This is a genomic window from Sphingomonas sp. LM7, assembly GCF_002002925.1.
Classification (GTDB): Bacteria; Pseudomonadota; Alphaproteobacteria; order Sphingomonadales; family Sphingomonadaceae; genus Sphingomonas.
Genome location: NZ_CP019511.1, coordinates 2,919,658 through 2,940,000, shown reverse-complemented (window position 1 = coordinate 2,940,000; position 20,343 = coordinate 2,919,658). Strand labels below are relative to the sequence as shown.

17 protein-coding genes, 1 tRNA gene and 2 rRNA genes (1 of these 20 only partly in view) are annotated in these 20,343 nt (G+C 66.6%); 8 read left to right on the top strand and 12 right to left on the bottom strand.

From position 1 onward, the window contains the following. The 3 genes from BXU08_RS13385 to BXU08_RS13375 all read left to right on the top strand — a co-directional run. Nucleotides 1–1,291: ribosomal RNA gene (locus tag BXU08_RS13385) — 23S ribosomal RNA — on the top strand (it extends 1,504 nt beyond the left edge of the window). Between the two features lie 154 nt (nucleotides 1,292–1,445). Continuing rightward, nucleotides 1,446–1,560, top strand: a 5S ribosomal RNA gene (gene rrf / locus BXU08_RS13380). 98 nt (nucleotides 1,561–1,658) lie between these two features. Further along, nucleotides 1,659–1,735, top strand: a tRNA-Met gene (locus tag BXU08_RS13375). A 200-nt stretch (nucleotides 1,736–1,935) separates the two neighbouring features. Here the strand turns inward: BXU08_RS13375 and virB11 are convergent. Genes virB11 through BXU08_RS13335 form a run of 8 tightly spaced genes read right to left on the bottom strand, consistent with a single transcriptional unit; the run spans nucleotide 1,936 to nucleotide 9,661 of the window. Then, a complete protein-coding gene (gene virB11 / locus BXU08_RS13370; protein WP_077510506.1) occupies nucleotides 1,936–2,931 on the bottom strand; it encodes a P-type DNA transfer ATPase VirB11 in 996 nt (331 codons plus the stop codon). Then, nucleotides 2,928–4,007: a TrbI/VirB10 family protein gene (locus tag BXU08_RS20370; protein WP_253190376.1), complete on the bottom strand. Its 1,080-nt coding sequence runs from the start codon at nucleotides 4,005–4,007 to the stop codon at nucleotides 2,928–2,930. The genes virB11 and BXU08_RS20370 overlap by 4 nt, the downstream gene beginning before the upstream one ends. Next, complete coding sequence (locus BXU08_RS13360) at nucleotides 4,007–4,696, bottom strand: TrbG/VirB9 family P-type conjugative transfer protein (protein WP_171982519.1); 690 nt, start codon at nucleotides 4,694–4,696, stop codon at nucleotides 4,007–4,009. The genes BXU08_RS20370 and BXU08_RS13360 overlap by 1 nt, the downstream gene beginning before the upstream one ends. Next, nucleotides 4,693–5,487 carry a virB8 family protein gene (locus tag BXU08_RS13355; protein ID WP_077510504.1) on the bottom strand — a complete coding sequence of 265 codons (795 nt, stop codon included), beginning with the start codon at nucleotides 5,485–5,487 and terminating at the stop codon, nucleotides 4,693–4,695. Before BXU08_RS13355 ends, BXU08_RS13360 begins: the two co-directional genes overlap by 4 nt. Then, complete coding sequence (locus tag BXU08_RS13350; protein ID WP_077510503.1) at nucleotides 5,484–6,722, bottom strand: type IV secretion system protein; 1,239 nt, start codon at nucleotides 6,720–6,722, stop codon at nucleotides 5,484–5,486. The genes BXU08_RS13355 and BXU08_RS13350 overlap by 4 nt, the downstream gene beginning before the upstream one ends. Further along, nucleotides 6,719–9,073 (bottom strand): VirB4 family type IV secretion/conjugal transfer ATPase, encoded by a 2,355-nt coding sequence (locus tag BXU08_RS13345; RefSeq protein ID WP_077510502.1) that lies wholly within the window; start codon nucleotides 9,071–9,073, stop codon nucleotides 6,719–6,721. Before BXU08_RS13345 ends, BXU08_RS13350 begins: the two co-directional genes overlap by 4 nt. Then, nucleotides 9,052–9,336, bottom strand: a complete 285-nt coding sequence (locus BXU08_RS13340) for a type IV secretion system protein VirB3 (RefSeq protein ID WP_077510501.1) — start codon at nucleotides 9,334–9,336, stop codon at nucleotides 9,052–9,054. The genes BXU08_RS13345 and BXU08_RS13340 overlap by 22 nt, the downstream gene beginning before the upstream one ends. 1 nt (nucleotide 9,337) lies before the next feature. Further along, nucleotides 9,338–9,661 (bottom strand): TrbC/VirB2 family protein, encoded by a 324-nt coding sequence (locus BXU08_RS13335; protein ID WP_376787759.1) that lies wholly within the window; start codon nucleotides 9,659–9,661, stop codon nucleotides 9,338–9,340. 161 nt (nucleotides 9,662–9,822) lie between these two features. Between BXU08_RS13335 and BXU08_RS13330 the strand changes: the two genes are divergently transcribed. The 3 genes from BXU08_RS13330 (at nucleotide 9,823) to BXU08_RS13320 (ending at nucleotide 13,546) form a co-directional block, all read left to right on the top strand. Further along, on the top strand, nucleotides 9,823–12,972 hold the full coding sequence (locus tag BXU08_RS13330) for a YdbH domain-containing protein (protein ID WP_077510500.1): 3,150 nt from the start codon (nucleotides 9,823–9,825) through the stop codon (nucleotides 12,970–12,972). Nucleotides 12,973–13,055: 83 nt separating this feature from the next. Next, complete coding sequence (locus BXU08_RS13325; protein WP_253190375.1) at nucleotides 13,056–13,175, top strand: YnbE family lipoprotein; 120 nt, start codon at nucleotides 13,056–13,058, stop codon at nucleotides 13,173–13,175. After that, nucleotides 13,175–13,546: a YdbL family protein gene (locus BXU08_RS13320; protein WP_077510498.1), complete on the top strand. Its 372-nt coding sequence runs from the start codon at nucleotides 13,175–13,177 to the stop codon at nucleotides 13,544–13,546. Before BXU08_RS13325 ends, BXU08_RS13320 begins: the two co-directional genes overlap by 1 nt. Nucleotides 13,547–13,724: 178 nt before the next feature. Here the strand turns inward: BXU08_RS13320 and BXU08_RS13315 are convergent, their stop codons facing one another. The 3 genes from BXU08_RS13315 to BXU08_RS13305 are packed head-to-tail and all read right to left on the bottom strand — an operon-like array spanning nucleotide 13,725 to nucleotide 17,874. Then, complete coding sequence (locus BXU08_RS13315) at nucleotides 13,725–15,254, bottom strand: DHA2 family efflux MFS transporter permease subunit (RefSeq protein ID WP_077510497.1); 1,530 nt, start codon at nucleotides 15,252–15,254, stop codon at nucleotides 13,725–13,727. 12 nt (nucleotides 15,255–15,266) lie between these two features. Beyond that, nucleotides 15,267–16,415 (bottom strand): efflux RND transporter periplasmic adaptor subunit, encoded by a 1,149-nt coding sequence (locus BXU08_RS13310; RefSeq protein WP_077510496.1) that lies wholly within the window; start codon nucleotides 16,413–16,415, stop codon nucleotides 15,267–15,269. Then, nucleotides 16,408–17,874 (bottom strand): efflux transporter outer membrane subunit, encoded by a 1,467-nt coding sequence (locus BXU08_RS13305; protein ID WP_077510495.1) that lies wholly within the window; start codon nucleotides 17,872–17,874, stop codon nucleotides 16,408–16,410. Before BXU08_RS13305 ends, BXU08_RS13310 begins: the two co-directional genes overlap by 8 nt. An 89-nt stretch (nucleotides 17,875–17,963) precedes the next feature. On the opposite strand from BXU08_RS13305, the gene BXU08_RS13300 reads away from it, so the two are divergent. Next, nucleotides 17,964–18,614, top strand: a complete 651-nt coding sequence (locus BXU08_RS13300) for a TetR/AcrR family transcriptional regulator (RefSeq protein WP_077510494.1) — start codon at nucleotides 17,964–17,966, stop codon at nucleotides 18,612–18,614. Here BXU08_RS13300 and BXU08_RS13295 read toward each other — a convergent pair. Then, nucleotides 18,611–19,777 carry a phosphatidylserine/phosphatidylglycerophosphate/cardiolipin synthase family protein gene (locus tag BXU08_RS13295; protein WP_077510493.1) on the bottom strand — a complete coding sequence of 389 codons (1,167 nt, stop codon included), beginning with the start codon at nucleotides 19,775–19,777 and terminating at the stop codon, nucleotides 18,611–18,613. The two genes, BXU08_RS13300 and BXU08_RS13295, sit on opposite strands and share 4 nt — an antisense overlap. A 214-nt stretch (nucleotides 19,778–19,991) precedes the next feature. On the opposite strand from BXU08_RS13295, the gene rpoZ reads away from it, so the two are divergent. After that, entirely contained in the window at nucleotides 19,992–20,336 is a 345-nt protein-coding gene (gene rpoZ, locus BXU08_RS13290; protein WP_077510492.1) for a DNA-directed RNA polymerase subunit omega, read from the top strand. Nucleotides 20,337–20,343 lie beyond the last annotated feature (7 nt).

Sequence of the window (20,343 nt, the reverse complement as noted above, 5' to 3'; positions counted from 1 at the left end):
TCCCGGGAAATAGCCCCACCGTATAGACCGTACCCGAAACCGACACAGGTGGTCAGGTAGAGTATACCAAGGCGCTTGAGAGAAGTGTCCTGAAGGAACTCGGCAAATTGCCTCCGTACCTTCGGAAGAAGGAGGCCCTCACTGAGCGCAAGCTTTTTGAGGGGGCACAGGCCAGGGGGTAGCGACTGTTTAGCAAAAACACAGGGCTCTGCTAAGTCGGCTTCAAGACGACGTATAGGGTCTGACGCCTGCCCGGTGCCTGAAGGTTAAGTGGAGGGGTGCAAGCTCCGAAATGAAGCCCAGGTAAACGGCGGCCGTAACTATAACGGTCCTAAGGTAGCGAAATTCCTTGTCGGGTAAGTTCCGACCTGCACGAATGGCGTAACGACTTCCCCACTGTCTCCAGGACATGCTCAGCGAAATTGAATTCTCCGTGAAGATGCGGAGTACCCGCGGTTAGACGGAAAGACCCCGTGCACCTTTACTGCAGCTTCAGAGTGGCATTAGGAAGAAACTGTGTAGAATAGGTGGGAGGCTTTGAAGCATGGGCGCCAGCCCGTGTGGAGCCACAATGTGAAATACCACCCTGTTTGTTTCTGATGTCTAACCACGCACCGTTATCCGGTGCTGGGACCCTCTGTGGCGGGTAGTTTGACTGGGGCGGTCGCCTCCTAAAGAGTAACGGAGGCGCGCGAAGGTTGGCTCAGGCCGGTTGGAAACCGGCTGTTAGAGTGCAATGGCATAAGCCAGCCTGACTGCGAGACTGACAAGTCGAGCAGAGACGAAAGTCGGTCATAGTGATCCGGTGGTCCCTCGTGGAAGGGCCATCGCTCAACGGATAAAAGGTACGCCGGGGATAACAGGCTGATAACCCCCAAGAGCTCATATCGACGGGGTTGTTTGGCACCTCGATGTCGGCTCATCACATCCTGGGGCTGGAGCAGGTCCCAAGGGTTTGGCTGTTCGCCAATTAAAGTGGTACGTGAGCTGGGTTCAGAACGTCGCGAGACAGTTTGGTCCCTATCTGCCGTGGGCGTCGAAATTTGAGAGGAGTTGACCCTAGTACGAGAGGACCGGGTTGAACATACCTCTGGTGTACCTGTCGTCGTGCCAACGGCGCAGCAGGGTAGCTATGTATGGACGGGATAACCGCTGAAAGCATCTAAGCGGGAAGCCTCCCTCGAGATAAGATTTCTTAGGACGGTCGAAGACCACGACCTTGATAGATCGGATGTGGAAGTGCGGTAACGCATGGAGCTAACCGATACTAATTGTCCTATTCGCGCTTGAGAGTCTCACCATCAATGACAGCTCTGGATAACCTCCAGCGTTCGTCGCTTGATCGGATGATCATCTACAGCTCGCAATTACACCGGTGCACGGTATCGATTTGAACCCGAATTTGCGCTCAGGATGTCCTTGGACATCCCACACGGGCTCCATTGCCTGGTGGCTATGGCGTCTGTGAACCACCCGATCCCATCCCGAACTCGGCCGTGAAACCAGACTGCGCCGATGGTACTATCGCTCAAGCGATGGAAGAGTAGGTCGTCGCCAGGCATTGAAGCCCGTGTGCGCGCAAATCCAAATTCTCGAAAAACCCATTCACAACGTCAGATCGCACAAGCGCTCCGGCGCTCGACTGGCAAATCAATTGCCGCGGGATGGAGCAGCCCGGTAGCTCGTCAGGCTCATAACCTGAAGGTCGCAGGTTCAAATCCTGCTCCCGCAACCAAACACAAAAGCCCGCCTGGCTAACCCCTCGCGGGCTTTTCTGCGTCTAAAACGCAGCGCCCCAGGAATCGCGGGCGAAGTCGCACCTCCGTCGTCGGAGGCCGCGCTTACCTGTTTCCGGCGGCCGACCATGACGTCCCGCAACTCGCGGACGCCGCACGTTTTTGTCGCGATCCTTCCCCGCAAACGATCGCGCAGGTTCTACGCAAGCAGGATCTCGGCAACGCGCCGCTTGCCGCCGCTGCGCGCGAGATGCACGAATACGTCAACCGTGCTGCGGACATACTCGCGCACGTCCTCGCGGCCCAGCCTCGTGCCGGCCTGGAGCACCAGCAGCGCGATCTGCTCGACTGCCCGCTCGGCGGAATCGGCGTGAACCGAGGTCATCGAGCCCGGGTGCCCGGTGTTGATCGCGCGCAGAAAGGCATAGGCCTCCTCGCCGCGCAACTCGCCCAGGATGATGCGGTCGGGGCGCATGCGCAGCGACGCCGCGAGCAGGTCGGTGACGCTGGTCTGAGCCTCGCCCAATGCCCCGCGCACGGCGAGCAGGCCGACGAGATTGTCGTGGTGCTGCTTAAGCTCGGGCGTGTCCTCGATGAGGATCAGGCGCTCCTCGGCCGGAATCTCGCGGATCAATGCGTTGAGGAAGGTCGTCTTGCCCGTCGATGTGCCGCCGGACACCAGAATGTTCTTGCGAGCGCGGACCGCAGTGGCGAGGGTTCCGGCGATGTCTCCGTTAGCCAGGAGGCGGGCTAGCTGCGCGTCGACCTCGCTGGGGCCGCCGGCCTTGCCGCGCATCGTAGCGTCGAAGGCGCCGGCCGAGACATAATCCTGCAGCGTCAGATCAGACGAGAGATGCTTGCGGATCGCAATCGCCATCGGGCCGCGCGTCGCCGGCGGGCCGGCCACCTGCACCCGGGCGCCGTCGGGCAGGCTCGCCGAGAGCAAGGGATGCTCGCGGCTGATGCCCTGGTGCGAGAGCGCGGCGATCTGACGCGCAAGCCGCTCGAGCGTCGGCGTATCGAGCCCGGGTGCATCGTGGCGCTCGATCGCTCCGCCCAGCGTCTCGATCCAGACTTCGCCCGGCCGGTTGACATAGATGTCGGTAACGTCGGCGCGCGCCAGCATGCCGGTGAGCGGCGCCAGGTACGAACGGAGATAGACCTGGCCTTCGCGCTCCAGCGCGGCGGCGCTCATCGCGCTTCGACGCCGGTGAAGTCGAGGTCTCGCGCGACGAAGATCGAGATGCTCGTCGCAGCCTTGACCTTGAGCGTCGGCCGCACCTGATTGGGAAAGCGGACGATCCCCGCCTGCGACTGCGGCAGCACCACGACGGGTGAATCGACTGAGCGCGAAGCGAGATTGACGCCGATATCGAGCGCCGATTGCAGGATGGCGCCGGCAAAGCGTTCGAAGAAATGGCTGTTGACGCTGGCCTTGATGCCGGCGCCGCCCAGCGTGTCGCTGGCGGGCGAACCGATCGCGATCGTCGCGCCGTCGGGGCGGATCAGCCGGACCCAGTTGACCAGCATCCGGTTCTGGCCCGCTTCCGCGTCCGAACGGTATTCGCCGATCAGCCGGCTGCCGCGCGGAATCAGGATGCGGCTCCCGTCGAAGCCTCGGACATCGCGAGAGACGATCGCGCGGGCGAGGCCGGGCCGAGTCGAATCGAGCGCGGTCTCGAGCACCGCGGGAATCAGCGTCCCCTGCGGCACCGTGGTCGGGCGGTTCGCCAGCACGCCGGCGCCGACGCGCGCGCCGGCGATGTTCATATTAGCCGGACCGCCGATCTGCGCGATCTGGCCGGGAGCGCCCTGCTGTCCCGGGCCTGTGGCGGGTGCCGGGCCGGTGGTGTCGATCACCAGCGCGGCTTCCGACGTCACCCGCGCCGGCGGTATCGGCATCGGCGGCGGTGGCGGCTGCTGGGGCATGTAGACGACTTGCGGCGGCGGCTGCCGATAGGGCGGCGCGGGCGCGGGGACCTGAACCTCGCGGACGATCACGGTCGGCGGCGGTGGTGCCGGCTCCGGGGGGACATAGAGCGAAGGCGGCGGTGCGGGCGTCGTCACCAGATCGGCCGGGCGGGGCCGTATCGCGGGCGCAGTGAGCGCGCGGCGCCGGGCATCGAGCACGACGAACAGCAACAGGCCGACCACCGCCACGCTGAACACGATCGCCCAGACCGGCGGCCCCGAGCGCGGCCGCGCTACCATCGGGAGGACAGTCGCCTCGCTGGTCGAGCGCGGATCGGCGGCGGGCGGAAGCGTCGCCATCAGCGGCCTCTGGCGACGACGCGCACCGCGGTCGCGCTGCGATTGTCGATGCGGAAGATCAGCTTGGCCTGGATGCTGTCGATCACCATTCGCCCGTCGCGCATCATCCCGTTGACGAGGGTTTCCTTGCCCTGGTCGTTGACGGCATAGATTGCCGGCAGCGAGCGCTCGGGCGGCCATTCGATATAGGTGTGGACGCCGTCGTCGTGCATGCCGCTCGGGAGCAGCGCCTTGGTGCCGCGCATCTTGTACCGGCCCAGCTGCGGCTCGGGCGCGGCCTCGGCCGTCGCCCCGGCGGGCGTCGGATATCGGAAGCGCAGGGCATAGGCCATGTCGGGCTGTGGCCCAGGCAGCGGCACCAGCTCGAACGAATAGAGCCGCGCGTCGGTGATCACCGTCATGTTGGTGCTCACGTCGCCGCGCACCGCCTTGACGAACAGCCGATCGCCGCGGCGGTTGGCGGTGACTTGCCAGCCGCTGCTGTCGCCGACCGCGACATTCTCGACGCGTTCGTCGGGCGCGAGTTCGACGATGATCTGATAGCCCGGGGCGGCGCGCAGGGTGAACACCGTGTCGGCGCTATATTCAACCGACTGGAAGCGCGGATTGGGCGGCGGCGGCAGGGTATCGGCCTGCGCCAGCGCAGCCGGCGGCGCGAGCAACAGCAAGGCGGCGAGCCACGCCCTCACAATTCGACTTCGGGCTGCGCCGGGCGCGGAGCCGGCAGCGGCGAGGGTGTAGCGGGAACGAGCGCAGCAGGGGTCGCTTGGGTTTTGGGCAGCGGAGTCGGTTCGGGCGTCGGCGCGGCTTCGGCGTTGCGCTGGTAGCGCGTCACTTCGAAGCCTAGCGGATTCACGAAGCGATCTTCCAGGCTCATCGGCTCGCCCGAATAGCGATAGCGGATCACCGACACCCAGGCGCGCGGCGCCTCGGTGCGGCCACCGGCATCGCGCCGCACCGTGTCGAAGCGAACCAGCGCGGCATTCTGCCCGATCGGCGAGACGCTCTTCACCCGCGTCTCGATCACCGTGGTGCGGGGGAGCCGCGCGAGCGGGCTGTCCGGGTTCGAAGCCTGGACGCCTGCGATATACGCGGTCCGCGCATCGCCCTGCGACCAGAGCGAGACCTTGCGGTAATTGGACTGCACTGCGGAAATGTCGAAGCTCTCGCGCGCGATGACATATTGGACGAGGAAGCTTTGGGTAAGCGCGGTATTGCCGCTGACCTGTTGCGCATCGAGCGGCTTGAGCGCCTGGACGAAGCCGGTCTGCTTGTCGACGAGCAGCGTATAGGGCTCGACTATCTTGAGCGGCGTCAGCATCAGCAGGGCGAGCGCCAGCATCAGCGACACCGCGACGGCGACGCTAGCGACGATCCATGCCGTGCGGCGCGATGCGCGCAAGGCAGTCTGCTGGTCCTCGGCCCAGCTGCCCGCTTCACGATAATAGGCGTCGAGCGCCTCGCGCGACTTGTTCTTCATGCGGTGCGGTCCCTTCGCCCGGCGCTGGCGGACACGCGGCCCTGCGCGCGGCGGCGATGGCTTTGGCTCTGGCCGAGCGGGGCAGGGGGCGATTGCGGCATGTCGCGTCCCGATGCCTTGGTTGTCGCGCTATGGGAAGCCGTCCCCGACATGCTCGCCTGCGCCGCTGCTGCTTCGCGCCGCTGGACGTGCGCGACGGCTTCCGCCACCGCGGCGGCGCGCGAAAGCTGCGCCGAAGGCACTTGCGTCTCGCGGGCAGGCTGCACTGTCTGGAATGCGTCGCCGCCGCGCCATCCGGTAGCGATCTGGCCCGGCGCCGCGCGCCAGGCGGCCGGCAGGCGGAAGCCGAGAACGAGGCGCGCGGCCATGCCGAGCCCCGCCAGCAGCGCAAGGGCGAAGGCCAGCGCGACGACCAGCAATTCGGTGGCCGCGCCGCCGATGCCGAGCTGCGCGCCCCGACGGGCGATCAGATCGGCGAGCCAGGGTTCGAGCAAGGCGAGCTCGACGGCGAGCAATATCGTCACGGCGATCGCGCCAAGTGCTGCCGCGGCGAGCGCGCGAATCCACCCCTCGAACAGGCTGCGCGTTCCATCGAACAGTAGAAAGGCTATGAAGAACGGGCCGAGCGCGAGCAACAGCCCGGCGACCAGCCGCACGGAGGCAAAACCGGCGATCGTCGCGGTAAGGTACACCAGCCGCGCGGTGCCGAGTGCGAAGGAGCCGAAGATGCTGGGCGGTTCCTGCGGCACCGGCGTGACCACTTCCTGCCCGTCGACGCCGGAGCGCACCGCTACTGCCGGACCGTTGCCGAGGCGACCGAGCTCGATCAGCGCGTCATCGACCAGCTCGAGGCGGACGGCCATGTCGCCGGTGGTGCCGGGCAATCCGGCAGGGGCGCCGATACCGGCGACCAGCTCGGCAGGACCGTGGAAGGCGATGTCATAGGCGAGCGTGCGATAGGCGGCCCAGCTCGTGGTGAGCGCCAGAACGATGCCGATCTTGACCAGCGCCAGCACGCCATCGCGCGCGCCCGGCATATCGCCGAACAGCATGCGATAGCCGAAGAACGCGACGAACAACGTCAGCATGCCGGTGAGAAGCAGTGCCAGCGGCGAGCCCGGTGCGGACAGCGCGAGATAGCCCTGCGCACCCAGCGTCTGCGCCTGGCAATCGACGAACAGCAGCACGCTATGCAGGAACGCGCCGTCGGTAATGCCGGGGCAGGCGATGCTCATGCGACGTCCATCAGCAGCGGCAGCCAGACGGCGGGGTCGTCGCCGCTGTGCGCGCGGATTTCGTCGAGCAGGCGGACGGTGCGCTCGCGGCCTGAAAGGATCGTCAGGATCTCGCGCTCGCCGGTCAGGTTGAGCCGCGCAACGACGCTTTCATTGCCATGCTTGATTAGGAAGCAATGCGCATTGTCGGGCAGCGTGCGAACCAGCTCGAATTCGTGCGCGGTGAGCCCGAAGCCCTCGATATAATCGGCCGCGCGCGCCTTGGGATTGGCCATGAAGATCTGCGTCGCGGCCTGCTCGATGATTGCACTGGCGATGCGGCTCTCCAGCGCGTCCTGCGCGCTCTGCGTGGCGAAGCCGACGATGCCGTTGCGCTTGCGGATCGTCTTTTCCCAATCCTTGATCCGCCGCACGAACACGTCGTCGTCGAGTGCCTTCCAGCCTTCGTCCACCACGATGATCGCCGCAGTTCCGTCGAGCCGCTCCTCGACGCGGTGGAACAGATACATCATCGCCGGGGTGCGCATCGCCGGATCGTCGAGGATCTGGGTCATGTCGAAGCCGACGGTGCGCGCGTCGAGATCGGTCTCGTCGCGCTCGTTGTCGAACAGCCAGGCGCGCTCGCCTTCGCCCCACCACGGCCGCAGTCGCGCCCAGAGATCGGCGGCGTGCGGGCGATGGCCGCCGCGGAACAGCTCGGCGAGGTGGCGCAGGCGGCGCTGTTCGAGCGGCTGATCGAAATTGGCGTCGATTGAATCCTTGATCCGCGCGATCTCCTCGATATCGGCGCCGCCGACGAGCAGCGATATCCAGTCGATCAGGAACTGGCGGTTGGCCGGAGTGTCGTCGATCTGGAGTGGGTTGAGGCCCGAAGGCGTGCCCGGGCGCAACAGATCGTAGCGCCCGCCGATCGCGCGCAGGAACAGCTCGGCGCCCCGGTCCTTGTCGAAGAAGATGATCCGCGGATCGAGTTTCCGTGCCTGGGCAAGCAGGAAGTTGAGCACCACCGTCTTGCCCGAGCCCGACGGCCCGATCACGGTGAAGTTGCCGAGATCGCCCTGGTGGAAGTTGAAATAATAGGGCCCGGCGGCGGTGGTCTCGAACAGCGTGACTGCATCGCCCCAGTGATTGCCGGTCGCGCGGCCCTGGGGGAGATTGTGCCCGCTGGCGAAACCGGCGAAGTTCCCGGTCGAGACCAGCCCGCGGCGCGCGATATATTTGAAGTTGCCGGGAAACTGCGCCCAGAAGGCGGGTTCCAGCGCGATCTCCTCGCGCACCGCGATGATCCCCATGTCGGCGAGCACCGCCTGCGTCTCGGCCACCCCCTCATCGACTTCGGCGGGGGTGTCGCCGCGTACTGCGATCGTCATGTGATGTTCGCCGAAGCCGGCGCGGCCGGCGGCGACATCGTCCTTGGCGCCGGACAGCTCGGTGCGCAGGCTGACCGCCTCGTCTTCGGCCGAGCGCATCCTGCGCAGCGCGAGGTTCATCCGCGACAGCGCCGCCTGACGCTCGACGAAGCCGAAGCTCTGCGAAATGGTCAGCTCGAAGGGCAGGCGAAGCAGCTCGTCGAGCATCCCCGGCGCAGTCTGGCCGGGATAGTCCTTGATCGAGACCAGGCCGGTGAAGCTGCGCGGCTGCGTGCCCGTCGGGCCGAGCTCGACGGTCTCCTGCCCGAAGCTGACGCGGCGATAGGGCAGATAGGCGCCGAGATCTTGCAACGGCAGCAGCACCGGGCGCAGCTCGCCATTGTAGAGCGAGGAGAGGAATTCGAGCGGTTCGGAGCACGGGCCCTGCGGAGTCTGGTAGACGCTCAGCAGCCTCGGCTCATAGCTGCCGAGTGCGGCGAGCAGGGCATCGCGCGCAACATCAAGCTGGCGCAGTTCGTGGCCGCTATTGGCTTCGGCCTGGCCGCCGCGCAGCCGGTCCAGGATGCCGATCCGCCCCTGCAGCGGTCGTCGGACGATCGTCAGGAACAGATCATTGACGTAAAGCCGCTTCTGCGCGAGCCGCGCCCTCCACGATGCGTCGAGCCGCTGCGAAAAGGCGTCGGGGAACGCCGCGGGCAGCTCGGCATCTACTCGGCGGCGGACGACATGGTTGTAGATCGCGAAGCGCGACGATCCAATCGACTGGAGCATCGCGTCGCGCAGGCGCTTGCGATAGTTAATCTCTTCGGTGTCCGCGGTCTCGAACAGCAGCCCGCGCAGCTGGATCACCTGGAACAGCATCCCGTCGCGCGTCTCGATCGTCCGATCGTCGACATGGCGCGCATAGGGCAAGTGGCGTCCGGCCGGCGCCTCGCGGCGCACCACTTCGGGGTCGCGGGTCAGGGCCGGTAGGAGTTGCATCGCCAGATCGCATGGTTGCGTACGCGCGGGCAGCGGCCGAGCCGCGTGATCCACAGGTCGAAGAAACGCGGCTCGCGCAGGCAGAGGATCACGCCGATGAAATGGATCACCAAGGCCGCGACGATCGCCCATGGCGACTTGAAGATCAGGAACAGCTCGGTCGCGATCACAGCATTGGCGATGAAATAGCTGTAGGTAACCCCGGCGAACATCTGCGGGCGCGTGAGCGCGACGAAGAGCTGGTCTCGCTCGAGACCGTTCACCTTATTGCCCCAGCTGCGCGGTGGACTGGATCCCGGCGACGATGCTGGCCGCGCCGAACAGGATGAAGCAGCCCAGAATCACCGTTGCGCCATAGCGCCAGTTGATCCGGCCGGTGAGCATCAACAGCCCGACCGTAGCGACGGCGATCACCGCGACGACGGTCGCCACGGTTCCCAGCAGCGTGCCTTCGAGCCAGCGTACCGCCGAGACAATCACGCCGGAGCCCGCCGGATCGGCCAGCCCTTGTCCGAGTGCCGGATCAGCCAGGATCAGCCCCGCCAAGCCCGCGGCGACCAATCGGCGCAGAAGATTACCGCCCCGCACACACCCTCCCGAATCGGCTTGAATCCATTGTCTCTGTATCGAGACCCGTGCTCGGACACGCAAGGCGAATGGTCAAGGGCCTGGGGTGATGGGCGACGCCGCCCCTTGCCCCGACGCCCTCAACCCCGGCATAGACGTCGCGCGGGAGTTGCTGCGGCGGAATGACGAAATTGGACCAAGCGCCGGAGGAAGCTACCGTGCAGGCGGCCACGCTGCGCGCGCGGCGGCCTTGGGGACGCCTTTTCCTCACACTCGCCGCGCTGCTGCTCGTCGCGCTGTTCGCGGCGTGGATGCAGCGCCGGACGATAGCGCGGGGGTTCGTCGATCAGGAACTGAGCCGGCGCGGCGTGCCGGCGCAATATCGCATCGAACAGCTTTCGCCGTGGCGCCAGCGCCTCACCGACGTTGTGATCGGCGATCCGCGCAACCCCGATTTGACCGCCGACTGGATCGAACTCGGCACGGCACTCTCGCCCTGGAGCGCCCGGGTGCTCGCGCTGCGCGCCGGGCATGTCCGCGTCAAAGGGCGGATCGTCGATGGCCGGCTGTCGCTGGGCGCGATCGACAAGCTGATGCCGGCGCCTTCGGGCAAGCCGTTCGCGCTGCCGCATGTCGAGATCGATGTCGCCGACGCCCGGCTACGACTGGATAGCGGTCACGGCATCCTCGACATCTGGCTAAAAGGCCGCGGGATGCTCGATAACGGCTTTGCCGGCACCGCGCGCATCGCGTCCACGCAGCTCGACTTGGCGGGCTGTTCGGCATTCGGCGTGTCGGGCACGCTGGCGGTCAGGATCCGCGACGCCCAACCCAGCCTTGTCGGTCCGGTGGCGGCATCGCGCGCGCACTGTGCCGACGCCCGCGCCGCCAATCCCAAGCTGACCATAGGCGCAACGCTGGGCGCCGCACTCGATCGCTGGCGCGGTGCGGCGGAATTGAGGGTGTCCGCGTTCGGATATGGCGGGCGCCGCGTCGCCGGGCTCGGCGGCAATATTACGTTCGACGGTGCGTTCGCGGGAACGCGCGGCAGGGTCGCGCTGCGGTCGGGTCGTTTCGAGAGCCCCGAACTTGCCGGGGCCGCGCTGCAGCTCGCGGGGGACTATCGCCAGCATCGCGGCGGGTTCGACTATCGCGGGACGATGGCGACGCGGTCGGCGGCGCTGCCCGGCTGGCTGCGTAACAGGATCGCCGGCTATGGCGGGTCGGCGCAGGGCACGCCGCTCGCGCCCGTCGCGGCGCAACTCGCGCGCGCTACTGCTGCCGCGGCGACGGCATTCGACGCCACCGCCGATCTTTCCGCCGGCATCTCGAATACGGGGTTCCAGTACAGCCTGCCCCGCCTACAGATCGTCTCGGCGAGCGGCGCGCGGCTCAGCTTCGACCGGGGGAGCGGAATTCGTGGCGAAGGTGCCACGCTGCTACCTCAGATCGACGGCGCGCTGGCGTTGCGCGGCGGCGGAATGCCCGAAGCGCTGATCCGCCTTTCGCAGAAGCGCGGCGACGCGCAGCTCCGTGGCGTCGGCTTCGTCCAGCCCTACGTCGCCGGCAGTGCGGCGCTGGCGCTCTCGAGGATTTCCTTCGCGCTCGGCCGCGGCGGCGGTACGATCGAGACGCTCGCCACGATCAGCGGCCCGCTGGCCAATGGCAGGATCGAGCGCCTCTCGCTGCCGCTGGATGCGCACTGGCGCGGCGCGAAAATCGTGCTCAACCGCGGCTGCGCGATTGCCGGCTTCGAGCGCGTCGCGATCGCCGGCGTGGTGCTGGCGCCGGGTCGGATACGGGCCTGCCCGATCGGCGGCGCGATGGTCAGCCTCTCGCCACGGGGGATCACCGGCGGCGTTCGTCTCGATCGCCTCGATCTCACCGGGCGCGTTGGATCGAGCCCGCTGCTGTTGCGCGCGGCAGATGCGCGCTTCCTTCTAGATACGCAGTGGTTCGCCGTGACCCGGGCTTCGGTGCGGCTGGGCGTCGCGCCTGCCACCCGTCTCGATATCGAGTCGCTGACCGGCGGCTTGTCCAGTCGCATCGCTGGGACATTCGCCGGTCTGGGCGGGCAGATCGGCAGCGTCCCGCTGGTGATCTCGGGCGGCGCGGGCAGCTGGCAGGTGTCCGGCACGGGGCTGTCGCTGACGGGAGGATTGCAAGTCTCCGATGCGGCGACCCCGCCGCGCTTCCATCCGGTTTCGAGCGGCGACGCCAGGCTGGAACTGGCCGGCAACGTCATCGTCGCGACGGCAGGGCTGCGATCGCCGGCCGCGTCGATCGGCAGCGTCGAGATCCGCCACGATCTTGGCGACGGGCGCGGCAGCGCGCTGCTCCATGTGCCGGGATTGCGCTTCGCCGAGGGCGGGCTGCAGCCCAGCGACCTCACCCCGCTCACTTTCGGCGTGATCGCCGATGTCAGCGGGTCGGTCAGCGGCGAGGGCCGGATCGTCTGGTCCCCGCAAGGCTTGTCGAGCACCGGGCGATTCAGCACCGACGGCGTCGATCTGGCGGCGGCCTTCGGGCCGGTGCGCGGGCTCGCCACCGAGTTGCGGTTCGACGATTTGCTGGGCATGCGCACGGCGCCTGGTCAGGTCGCGACCACGGTCGAGATCAACCCGGGCGTGCCGGTCCGCAACGGCACGATCCGCTTTCGTCTGCTCGACAGCCAGCGAGTCGAAGTCGAGGGCGCGCGCTGGCCGTTCGCCGGGGGCGAGCTGGTGCTGGAGCCGACGATTCTCGACTTCAGCCAGAGCCGCGAGCGGCGGCTGACTTTCCGGGTGATCGGTGCCGATGCGGCGCAGTTCCTCAAGGAAATGGAGTTCGACAATCTCGATGCCACCGGCATTTTCGACGGTACGCTGCCGATGGTCTTCGACGAGCAGGGCGGCCGCATCGAAGGCGGCAGCCTGCGCGCGCGCGGTGGCGGATCGATCGCCTATGTCGGCGAGCTGTCACAGCGCGACCTCGGATTTTGGAGCAATATGGCATTCCAGGCGCTCAAGGCGCTCGACTATCGCAATCTCACGCTCGACATGAACGGCCCGCTGGACGGCGACATGGTGACCGAGATCCGCTTTTCCGGCGTGAGCCAGGGCAAGGGGACCAAATCGAATTTCCTGCTGCGGCGGCTGGCGAAGCTGCCCTTCGTGTTCAACGTCCGGATCAACGCGCCGTTCAAGCAGCTGCTCGATTCGGTGCAGTCCTGGTACGATCCAAACCGATTGATCGAACGCAATCTGCCGACCTTGCTCGAACAACAGGAAAGAACCGGCGGCGCGACGGACGCAAAACCGGTTCAGCCTTCCGAAAGCGACAAGCTGCGATGAAAGGAGCCGCAATGAGGTTGAAACGAACAAGAGGGCTTCTGTCGATGCTGCCCATGGCGATGCTGGCCGGAGGGTGCGTAAACGTGACTGCACCCGACAAGCCGATCGTCATCAACCTCAACATATCGATCACGCAGGAAGTGGTGTACCGTCTCGATAACAAGGCGAAGACACTGATCCAGGACAACCCGGGAATTTTCTGATGCGCTCCATGCCTTTCCTCGCCGCTCTGACTGCAACCCTGCTGGTTGCCGCCCCGGCGCTTGCCCAGCGCGATCCTGCCTACTCGGCGGCACGCGCCGCGGGCCAGGTCGGCGAGCAGCCGGACGGCTATCTCGGCGTGGTTGGCGCTTCGACGCCGGCACTCCAGGCGCTGGTCAACAACATCAACATCCAGCGCAAGAAGCAGTACACCGCGCAGGCCGCAAGCGGCTCGACGGTCCAGCAGATGGCGTTCGTCACCGGCTGCAACCTGGTCCTGCGCACCGAGCCGGGCGAGAAATACCAGACCCCCGACGGCCGCTGGCTTACCCGCGGCGCTGACGCGCCGGTGCGCGACGCGCGCTGCCTTTGAGTCGTTCTGACATTCGGCAGTCCCCCTTCCTCTCAGGGAGGGGTTAGGAGTGGGTGAGAAAAGGTCGGGCTCGATGCCCGGCCTTTTCTTTTACTTTGGCACAGCTCGATGGGCTCGCTCCGCTCGCGCTCACCCCAAGCCCCTCCCTTGCAGGGAGGGGAGTCTTCCTCGCTGAACCCTAATGCGCTGCCCCCATCGCGACCGCGCGGGTCGGGCGCGGGGTCAGCCAGATGATCATCGCCGCAAAGGCGAACACCACCGCCGAGATCAGGAAGATGTGCGTGGTTGCCACTGCCATCGCTTCCTTGTCGACCAGCTGCGCGATCACCCCGCGGATCTGATCGAGCGAGAACCCCTGCGCCGCCAGCGCATCGCTGGTCGCCTGGGTGTTCATGCTCGACACGATCTCGCTGCGCGCGACGCGGCTGCTATTGTCCCACATCGTCGCCGAGATCGACGTGCCGATCGCGCCGGCCATGGTGCGCAGGAAGCTCATCACGCCTGCCGCGGCGGCAGTCTCCTCGGGCTCGACCGCGCCGAGCGCGAGCGTAGTCAGCGGAATGAAGAAGAATGGCATGCCGAAGCCCTGGAGCAGCTGCGGAAAGGCGAGCGTCCAGAAATCGGCGCCGCTGTTCCAGTGCACCCGAAGCAGCGAGGTCATCCCCAGCCAAAGGATGCCGAAGCACACCAGGGCGCGCGGATCGAACTTGCTCGATAGCTTGGCGACGATCGGCGACATGATCACCGCCGCCACCCCGGTGAAGGCCGTCGCGTATCCCGCATAGGTCGCCGTGTACCCCATGCTGGTCTGCAGCCATTGCGGGATGATCACTGCCGAAGCGAAGAAGGTCGCAAAGGCGAACGACAAAGACGCCACCGCCACGCTGAACCCGCGATGCCGGAACACCCGCAGATCCACGATCGGCTGGTCCTCGGTCAGCTCCCAGGCAAGGAACACCACGAGCCCGACTGCGGCGATTACTGCCAGCGCGATGATCGTCGGATCGCTGAACCAGTCGTGCTCGCGGCCGAGATCGAGCATGATCTGCAAAGCGCCGATCCACAGCAGCATCAGCGCGAGGCCGATGCCGTCGATCCGCATCTTCTCAGTCTTGGTTTCCGACGAACCCAGCAAGCGGAAAGCGCCAAACGCGCACAGGGCGGCGACGGGGATGTTGATGAAGAAGATCCAGTGCCACGACCACGAATCGCTGATCGTGCCGCCCAGGATCGGGCCGAGGATTGGCGCGGTGACCGTGGTCATCGCCCACACCCCCATCGCCTGCGCGCGCTGCTCGGGCTTGAAGATGCGCATCAGCAGGGTCTGGCTGAGCGGCATCAGCGGGCCGCCGCACAGTCCCTGACCGATCCGGCAGGCGACGAGCATGCCGAGCGAAGTCGAAAGCCCGCACAGCACCGAGAAGATGCCGAACCCGATCATCCCGAAGGTAAAGGTGCGGACAGTGCCGAAGCGCCCGGCGAGCCACCCCGTCAGCGGCACGCACACGGCTTCGGCGACCGCATAGGACGTGATGATCCACGTCCCCTGGCTGCTCGATATGCCCAGGCTGCCGGCGATGTGCGGCACCGAGACGTTGGCGATCGTGGTGTCGAGCACCACCATGAAATTGGTGAGCGCGAGCACCGCGCCTGCGAGAATGAGGCGGAACCCGGTAAGCGGCGCCGCTGCCTCGGCCTTGGCGTTCATGTCAGCCGATCCTTAGTTGGCGGAGACGTCGATCTCGGCGTCCATCGACAGGCCCACGCGAAGCGGATGCGCCTGCAATTCCTTCGGATCGAGCGCGACGCGGACAGGAAGGCGCTGGACCACCTTGATCCAGTTGCCCGTGGCGTTCTGCGCCGGGATCAGCGCGAAGGCGCCGCCGGTGCCGCCCGAAAGCCCGACGACACGCCCATGATATTCGACATCGCCGCCGTACAGATCCGAAGTCAGCGTCACCGGCTGGCCGACCTTGACTTGGGTAAGCTGGCCTTCCTTGAAATTGGCGTCGACATAGAGCTGACCGACCGGGACGATCAGCATCAGCGCGGTGCCGGGGGCGACGCGCTGGCCGATCTGGACATTGCGCCGGGTGATCACGCCGTCGATCGGCGCGCGGATCACGGTGCGGTCGAGCTCGAGCTTCGCCTGCGCCACCTTGGCCTGCGCAGCGAGCACTTCCGGCGCGGTCGCCACGGTGGTGCCACTGATCAGCGCGTTGTTCGCCGCAAGCTGGCCGCTGGCTGCGCCGCGAGTCGAGCTTGCCTGCGCGATCGCCGCGCGCGCCAGTTCGAGATTGGCCCTGGCGGAAGCGAATGCGTTGGTCGCGGAGCTGAGTTCGTCGCCGGATACGGCGCCGTTGGGCGCCAGCGCGCGCCGGCGCGCGAGATCGACGCGTGCCTTTTCGAACGCCGCTTGCGCCGCGGTCAGCTGCGCACGCGCGCTGGTGATGTCGGCGCCGCGCGCGTCGACCTGTGCCGCCAGCGCGGCGCTGGTCGCCGCCGCCTGGCCATATTGACGACGCGCCTTGGCGAGATCGGCTTCGGCCTGCGCAAGCGCGATCCGCGCGTCGCTGTCGTCAAGCTGGACCAGCACGTTGCCCTTGCGCACCGCCTGGGTGTCGGCGACGCGGATATTGAGCACCTGCGCGGCGATCATCGGGGTAACGCTCGCGGTATCGGCGCCGACATAGGCATTGTCGGTGCCGATATAATGGCTGCCGACCAGCGCATACCAGCCGCCATAGCCGGCGCCGGCGAGCAGCACTGCGCCGGCGATGCCGCCGAGCAGCTTCTTGCGCAGATTGGGCTTCTTGGCAGCGGCGTCCTCGGTACGAAACTGGAGGCCAGCGGGATCGGCATCAGCCATTATGAGCGTCCTTGCGTGCGGCGGTTGCCGCGATGTTGGAAAAGCCTCCGCCGAGCGCGCGGACCAGCTGGACGTCGAGCGTGAAAGCCCGCGCCTCGAGGTCGGCGACGATCTGGCGGTTCTGCAGAGTCCTGTCCTGCGCGGTCAGCACGTCGAGAAAGGTCGAGAGCCCGCCTTCATAGCGTTGCCGGGCGACTGAATAGGCGGCTTGCGAATCGGTCAAAGCCTGGCGGCTTTCGGCAAGCCGCGTGCCCAGTGCGCGCTGGCTGGTCACGGCGTCGGCGACTTCGCGGAATGCAATGGCGACCGTGCCGTCATAGGTGGCGACCGCCTCGTCATAGCCCGCGCGGGCACCCTTGTATTGGCCGGCCAATTGCCCGCCGCGGAAGATCGGCAGGCTGATCGCCGGGCCGGCCTGGCCGAAGGTCGACCCGCTTTCGAACAGGTTCGAAAGCCCGAGCGACTGGAGCCCGACCAAAGCGGTGAGGTTGACCGAAGGATAGAAATCGGCGCGCGCCACCTTGATCTGGCTGGCGGCCGCCTCGACGCGCGCCCGCGCCGCGGCGATGTCGGGGCGGCGGCCGATCAGGTCGGTGGTCACGCCGGCGGGGAGTGCCCGCGCTGCGGTCGGGTTGGCGGGCAGCGTGATGGTCAGTCCGCGATCGGGGCCCTTGCCGAGCAAGGCGGCGATGCGGTTGCGGGTCAGGCCGATCGCCTCGTCCGTCGCGGCGAGGTTGGCGCGCGCGGTGGGGACGGCGGAGTCGGCCTGCTTGAGCTCTGCGCGGGTATCGAGCCCGGCGGCGACACGGTCCGAAACCAGCTTCTGCGTCTGGGTACGCACGCTGAGCGCGGTTTCCTGCACGCGGCGCTCGGCGGAGAGGCGGGCAAGGTCGGCATAGGCACCGGCGATGTTGGTCGAGAGCACGAGCCGCGACTGTTCGAGCTCGATCCGCGCGGCCTCGGCCTGCGACGTCGCGGCGGCGAGCGCGGCGCGGTTCTTGCCCCACAGATCGAGGTCGAAGCTCAAGCTTGCGGCGACGCGGCCGCTGTCGTTCCAGCCCTGCGGCACGAACGCGGCGGGGATGCCGTTGTTATAGCTCTGCTTGGCCTCGGTGGCGCTGGCTTCGAGCCCGATCGACGGCAACCGCGCGGCGCCCGCCTGCTGGGCATAGGCCTGCGCCGAGCGCAGCCGCGCTGCGGCACCGGCGAGATCGGACGAATCGGCAAGGCCTTCCTCGATCAGTGCAGTCAGCTGCGCGTCGCCATAATCGCCCCACCAATTGGCGGTGGGCCACGCGGAAGCCGTGGCCGCGGGCGCGAAGGTCTGGCTGGCGGCATAGCTGTCGCCGGCGCGGATTTCGGGACGCGCGCCCAGCTGCGGCACCGGGGCGCAGGCAGCGAGAAACGCGGGGAGGGCGATCGTCGCAACGAGCAGCGACCGGTAAGCGGGACAAATCATGATTTAAATACCGTACTGGAGGGTACGGCAGCGCAGATGGTCTCGACCTCGCGGCTTGTCAATAGAAAATCGTACCCTATAGTACGGTTATGGAAACCCTAATCGGAAAGGCGCCCGGCAAGCGCGAGGTGCGCAAGGAAGAGCGGCGGCTCGCCATCCTCGACGTCGCCAAGCGCTCGTTCCTCGACAATGGCTATTCGGGCACGTCGATGTCGGCGATCTCGGCCGAGCTCGGCGGCTCGAAAGGCACGCTGTGGAATTACTTCCCCTCGAAGGAGGAGCTGTTCGCCGCGGTGCTCGATCACGCCACCGTCGCCTATCGCCAGCAGCTGAGCAGCGTGCTCCAGCCTTCCGGCGATCCCTATGCGACGCTCACTGCGTTCTGCCGCAGCTTCATCGGCAAGATCACGATGGAGGACGGGATAAGGTTGCACCGGCTGATCGCCGCCGAAGCGGGGCGCTTCCCCGAACTCGGCGAGATTTTCTTCCGCCGCGCGCCGCAGCCGACTCAGCAAATGCTCGCCGATTTCTTCGCGGGTCAGATGGCGGCGGGGCATATGCGCGAAGACGATCCGCTCGCCGCCGCGCGCGTACTGGCCAGCCTGTGCCTGGGCGGGCTCCACCAGCGCGTATTATGGGGAATCGGCGAAGCGACTCCGGCCGAAGTCGAGAAGGAGGCGCGCTACGTCGCCGACATCTTCGCCCGCGCCTTCGACATCGTGCACAACGGCGCGGCCTAGCGTTTTCTGGACTGTTGCGGGCCGAAATTGAGCCGCCGCGTAACGTTATAATCGAGCACTGCCATCACGAAGTACGCGGCGAACTGCTTCACCCGCGTCCACGCGCCGGTGCGCGACTTGTAGACTTCAGGCGTCACCAGTTCCGACTGCGCGATCTCGCCTTCGATGAAGCTGCGGACATGCGCGGCAAAGGCGCGGTCCTCGATCCGCAGCATCAGCTCCAGGTTGAGATATAGGCTGCGGATATCGAAATTGGCCGATCCGATATGCACGACATCGTCGATCACGAACAATTTCGTGTGCAGCTTGAGCGGCTGATATTCGTAGATCTGCACCCCCTTGCGGAGCAGGCCGGCATAAGTGAAATGCGCCGCCCAGAGCGACGCGGTATGATCGACCTTCGATGGCAGCACCAGCCGCACCCGCCCGCGCTTCCCGGCCTTGTCTAGCCGCCGCAGCATCGCCGGGTTGGGCGCGAAATAGGACGTGACCAGGTCGATCGCCCGCGCCTGCTGCATCTCGCGCTTGACCACACGCGCCCAGGGCGACAGCTGCCGCATCGGCCCGCCGAGCAGCCAGCGAGTCTTGCCCTCGGGCTCGCTCCATTCGCGCAGCATCCGCGCCAGCGAGCGGAGTGACGCGCGCGGGCGCTTCGCCCAGCGCGACAGTGCATCGAAATAGCCGACCAGCCGCGCCGCCGCAGGACCCTCGACCATCAGCCCTAGGTCGCGCCACGCGTCCTGCTCCGGCGTGCCGAAATAGCTGTCCTCGATATTGAATCCGCCGATAAGCACGCGTTCCTCGTCGGCAAGCGCAAGCTTCTGGTGGTTGCGCAGCAGATAGCGGCGACCCCAGCGCGGCACGAAGCGGCAGACATCGACCCTGGCTTCGCGCAAGGGATCGAAGAAATGGCGCGCGGCGGCGTGCTCGCTGCCGAGCCCGTCGACGATGAGATGTACCTTCACCCCGCGCCCCGCCGCCTCGATCAGCGCGTCGCGCACCGCGGCACCGGCCGAATCATCGACATAGATGTAATAGAGCACGCGCAACGACCGTTTCGCCGAGCGGATCAGCCCAAGCAGTGCCTCCATCCGATCGGGGCCTTGCGTGAGCATCGTCAGGCGGTTGCCGTCGACGGTAAAGGGCTGCGACCATCGATCCATGCCGCGTTCATGGGCTGCACCCGCGCCTGCGGCAAGGGCGTCGGTCTCCAATGCTCGCATCCGTCGCGCGATCCTCATAGGCTGTCAGCCCGTTGAACTCACAGTATGCGCGCGGGTTGCCTGCCGGAGAGCGCCCGGCACTTTTCTTGACAATCCGCGGGCCTGCGCCTATCTGCGCCCCTCTCCCGAATTCCCAATTTTCAAGGAAGCGTAGATGGCGCGCGTCACAGTCGAGGATTGCGTCGACAAGATCCCGAACCGGTTCGACCTGGTTCTGTTCGCAGCGCAACGCGCGCGGCAGATCTCGGGCGGCGCCGAGCTGACGCTCGATCGCGATCGCGACAAGAATCCGGTGGTCGCGCTTCGCGAGATCGCCGAAGAAATGATTCACCCGGCCCATCTCGAAGAGTCGGTGGTGTCCAGCCTCCAGCGCGTCCAGATTGACGATGAGGAAGCGCCGGACGAAGTCGGTTCGCTCTCGCAGTCGGCCGAGGCACTGCGCCTCACCGCGGCGGCACCGCCCCGCAATCAGAATCTGGGCGCCGACTACGAAGGCTGAGCCTTCG

Bases quoted from the DNA above. Each gene is read 5' to 3' on its own strand.
- virB11 (WP_077510506.1), bottom strand. From the start codon at position 2,931: ATGAGCGCCGCCGCGCTGGAGCGCGAAGGCCAGGTCTATCTCCGTTCG.
- BXU08_RS20370 (WP_253190376.1), bottom strand. From the start codon at position 4,007: ATGGCGACGCTTCCGCCCGCCGCCGATCCGCGCTCGACCAGCGAGGCG.
- BXU08_RS13355 (WP_077510504.1), bottom strand. From the start codon at position 5,487: ATGAAGAACAAGTCGCGCGAGGCGCTCGACGCCTATTATCGTGAAGCG.
- BXU08_RS13350 (WP_077510503.1), bottom strand. From the start codon at position 6,722: ATGAGCATCGCCTGCCCCGGCATTACCGACGGCGCGTTCCTGCATAGC.
- BXU08_RS13345 (WP_077510502.1), bottom strand. From the start codon at position 9,073: ATGCAACTCCTACCGGCCCTGACCCGCGACCCCGAAGTGGTGCGCCGC.
- BXU08_RS13330 (WP_077510500.1), top strand. From the start codon at position 9,823: ATGACGAAATTGGACCAAGCGCCGGAGGAAGCTACCGTGCAGGCGGCC.
- BXU08_RS13320 (WP_077510498.1), top strand. From the start codon at position 13,175: ATGCGCTCCATGCCTTTCCTCGCCGCTCTGACTGCAACCCTGCTGGTT.
- BXU08_RS13315 (WP_077510497.1), bottom strand. From the start codon at position 15,254: ATGAACGCCAAGGCCGAGGCAGCGGCGCCGCTTACCGGGTTCCGCCTC.
- BXU08_RS13310 (WP_077510496.1), bottom strand. From the start codon at position 16,415: ATGGCTGATGCCGATCCCGCTGGCCTCCAGTTTCGTACCGAGGACGCC.
- BXU08_RS13305 (WP_077510495.1), bottom strand. From the start codon at position 17,874: ATGATTTGTCCCGCTTACCGGTCGCTGCTCGTTGCGACGATCGCCCTC.
- BXU08_RS13300 (WP_077510494.1), top strand. From the start codon at position 17,964: ATGGAAACCCTAATCGGAAAGGCGCCCGGCAAGCGCGAGGTGCGCAAG.
- BXU08_RS13295 (WP_077510493.1), bottom strand. From the start codon at position 19,777: ATGGATCGATGGTCGCAGCCCTTTACCGTCGACGGCAACCGCCTGACG.
- rpoZ (WP_077510492.1), top strand. From the start codon at position 19,992: ATGGCGCGCGTCACAGTCGAGGATTGCGTCGACAAGATCCCGAACCGG.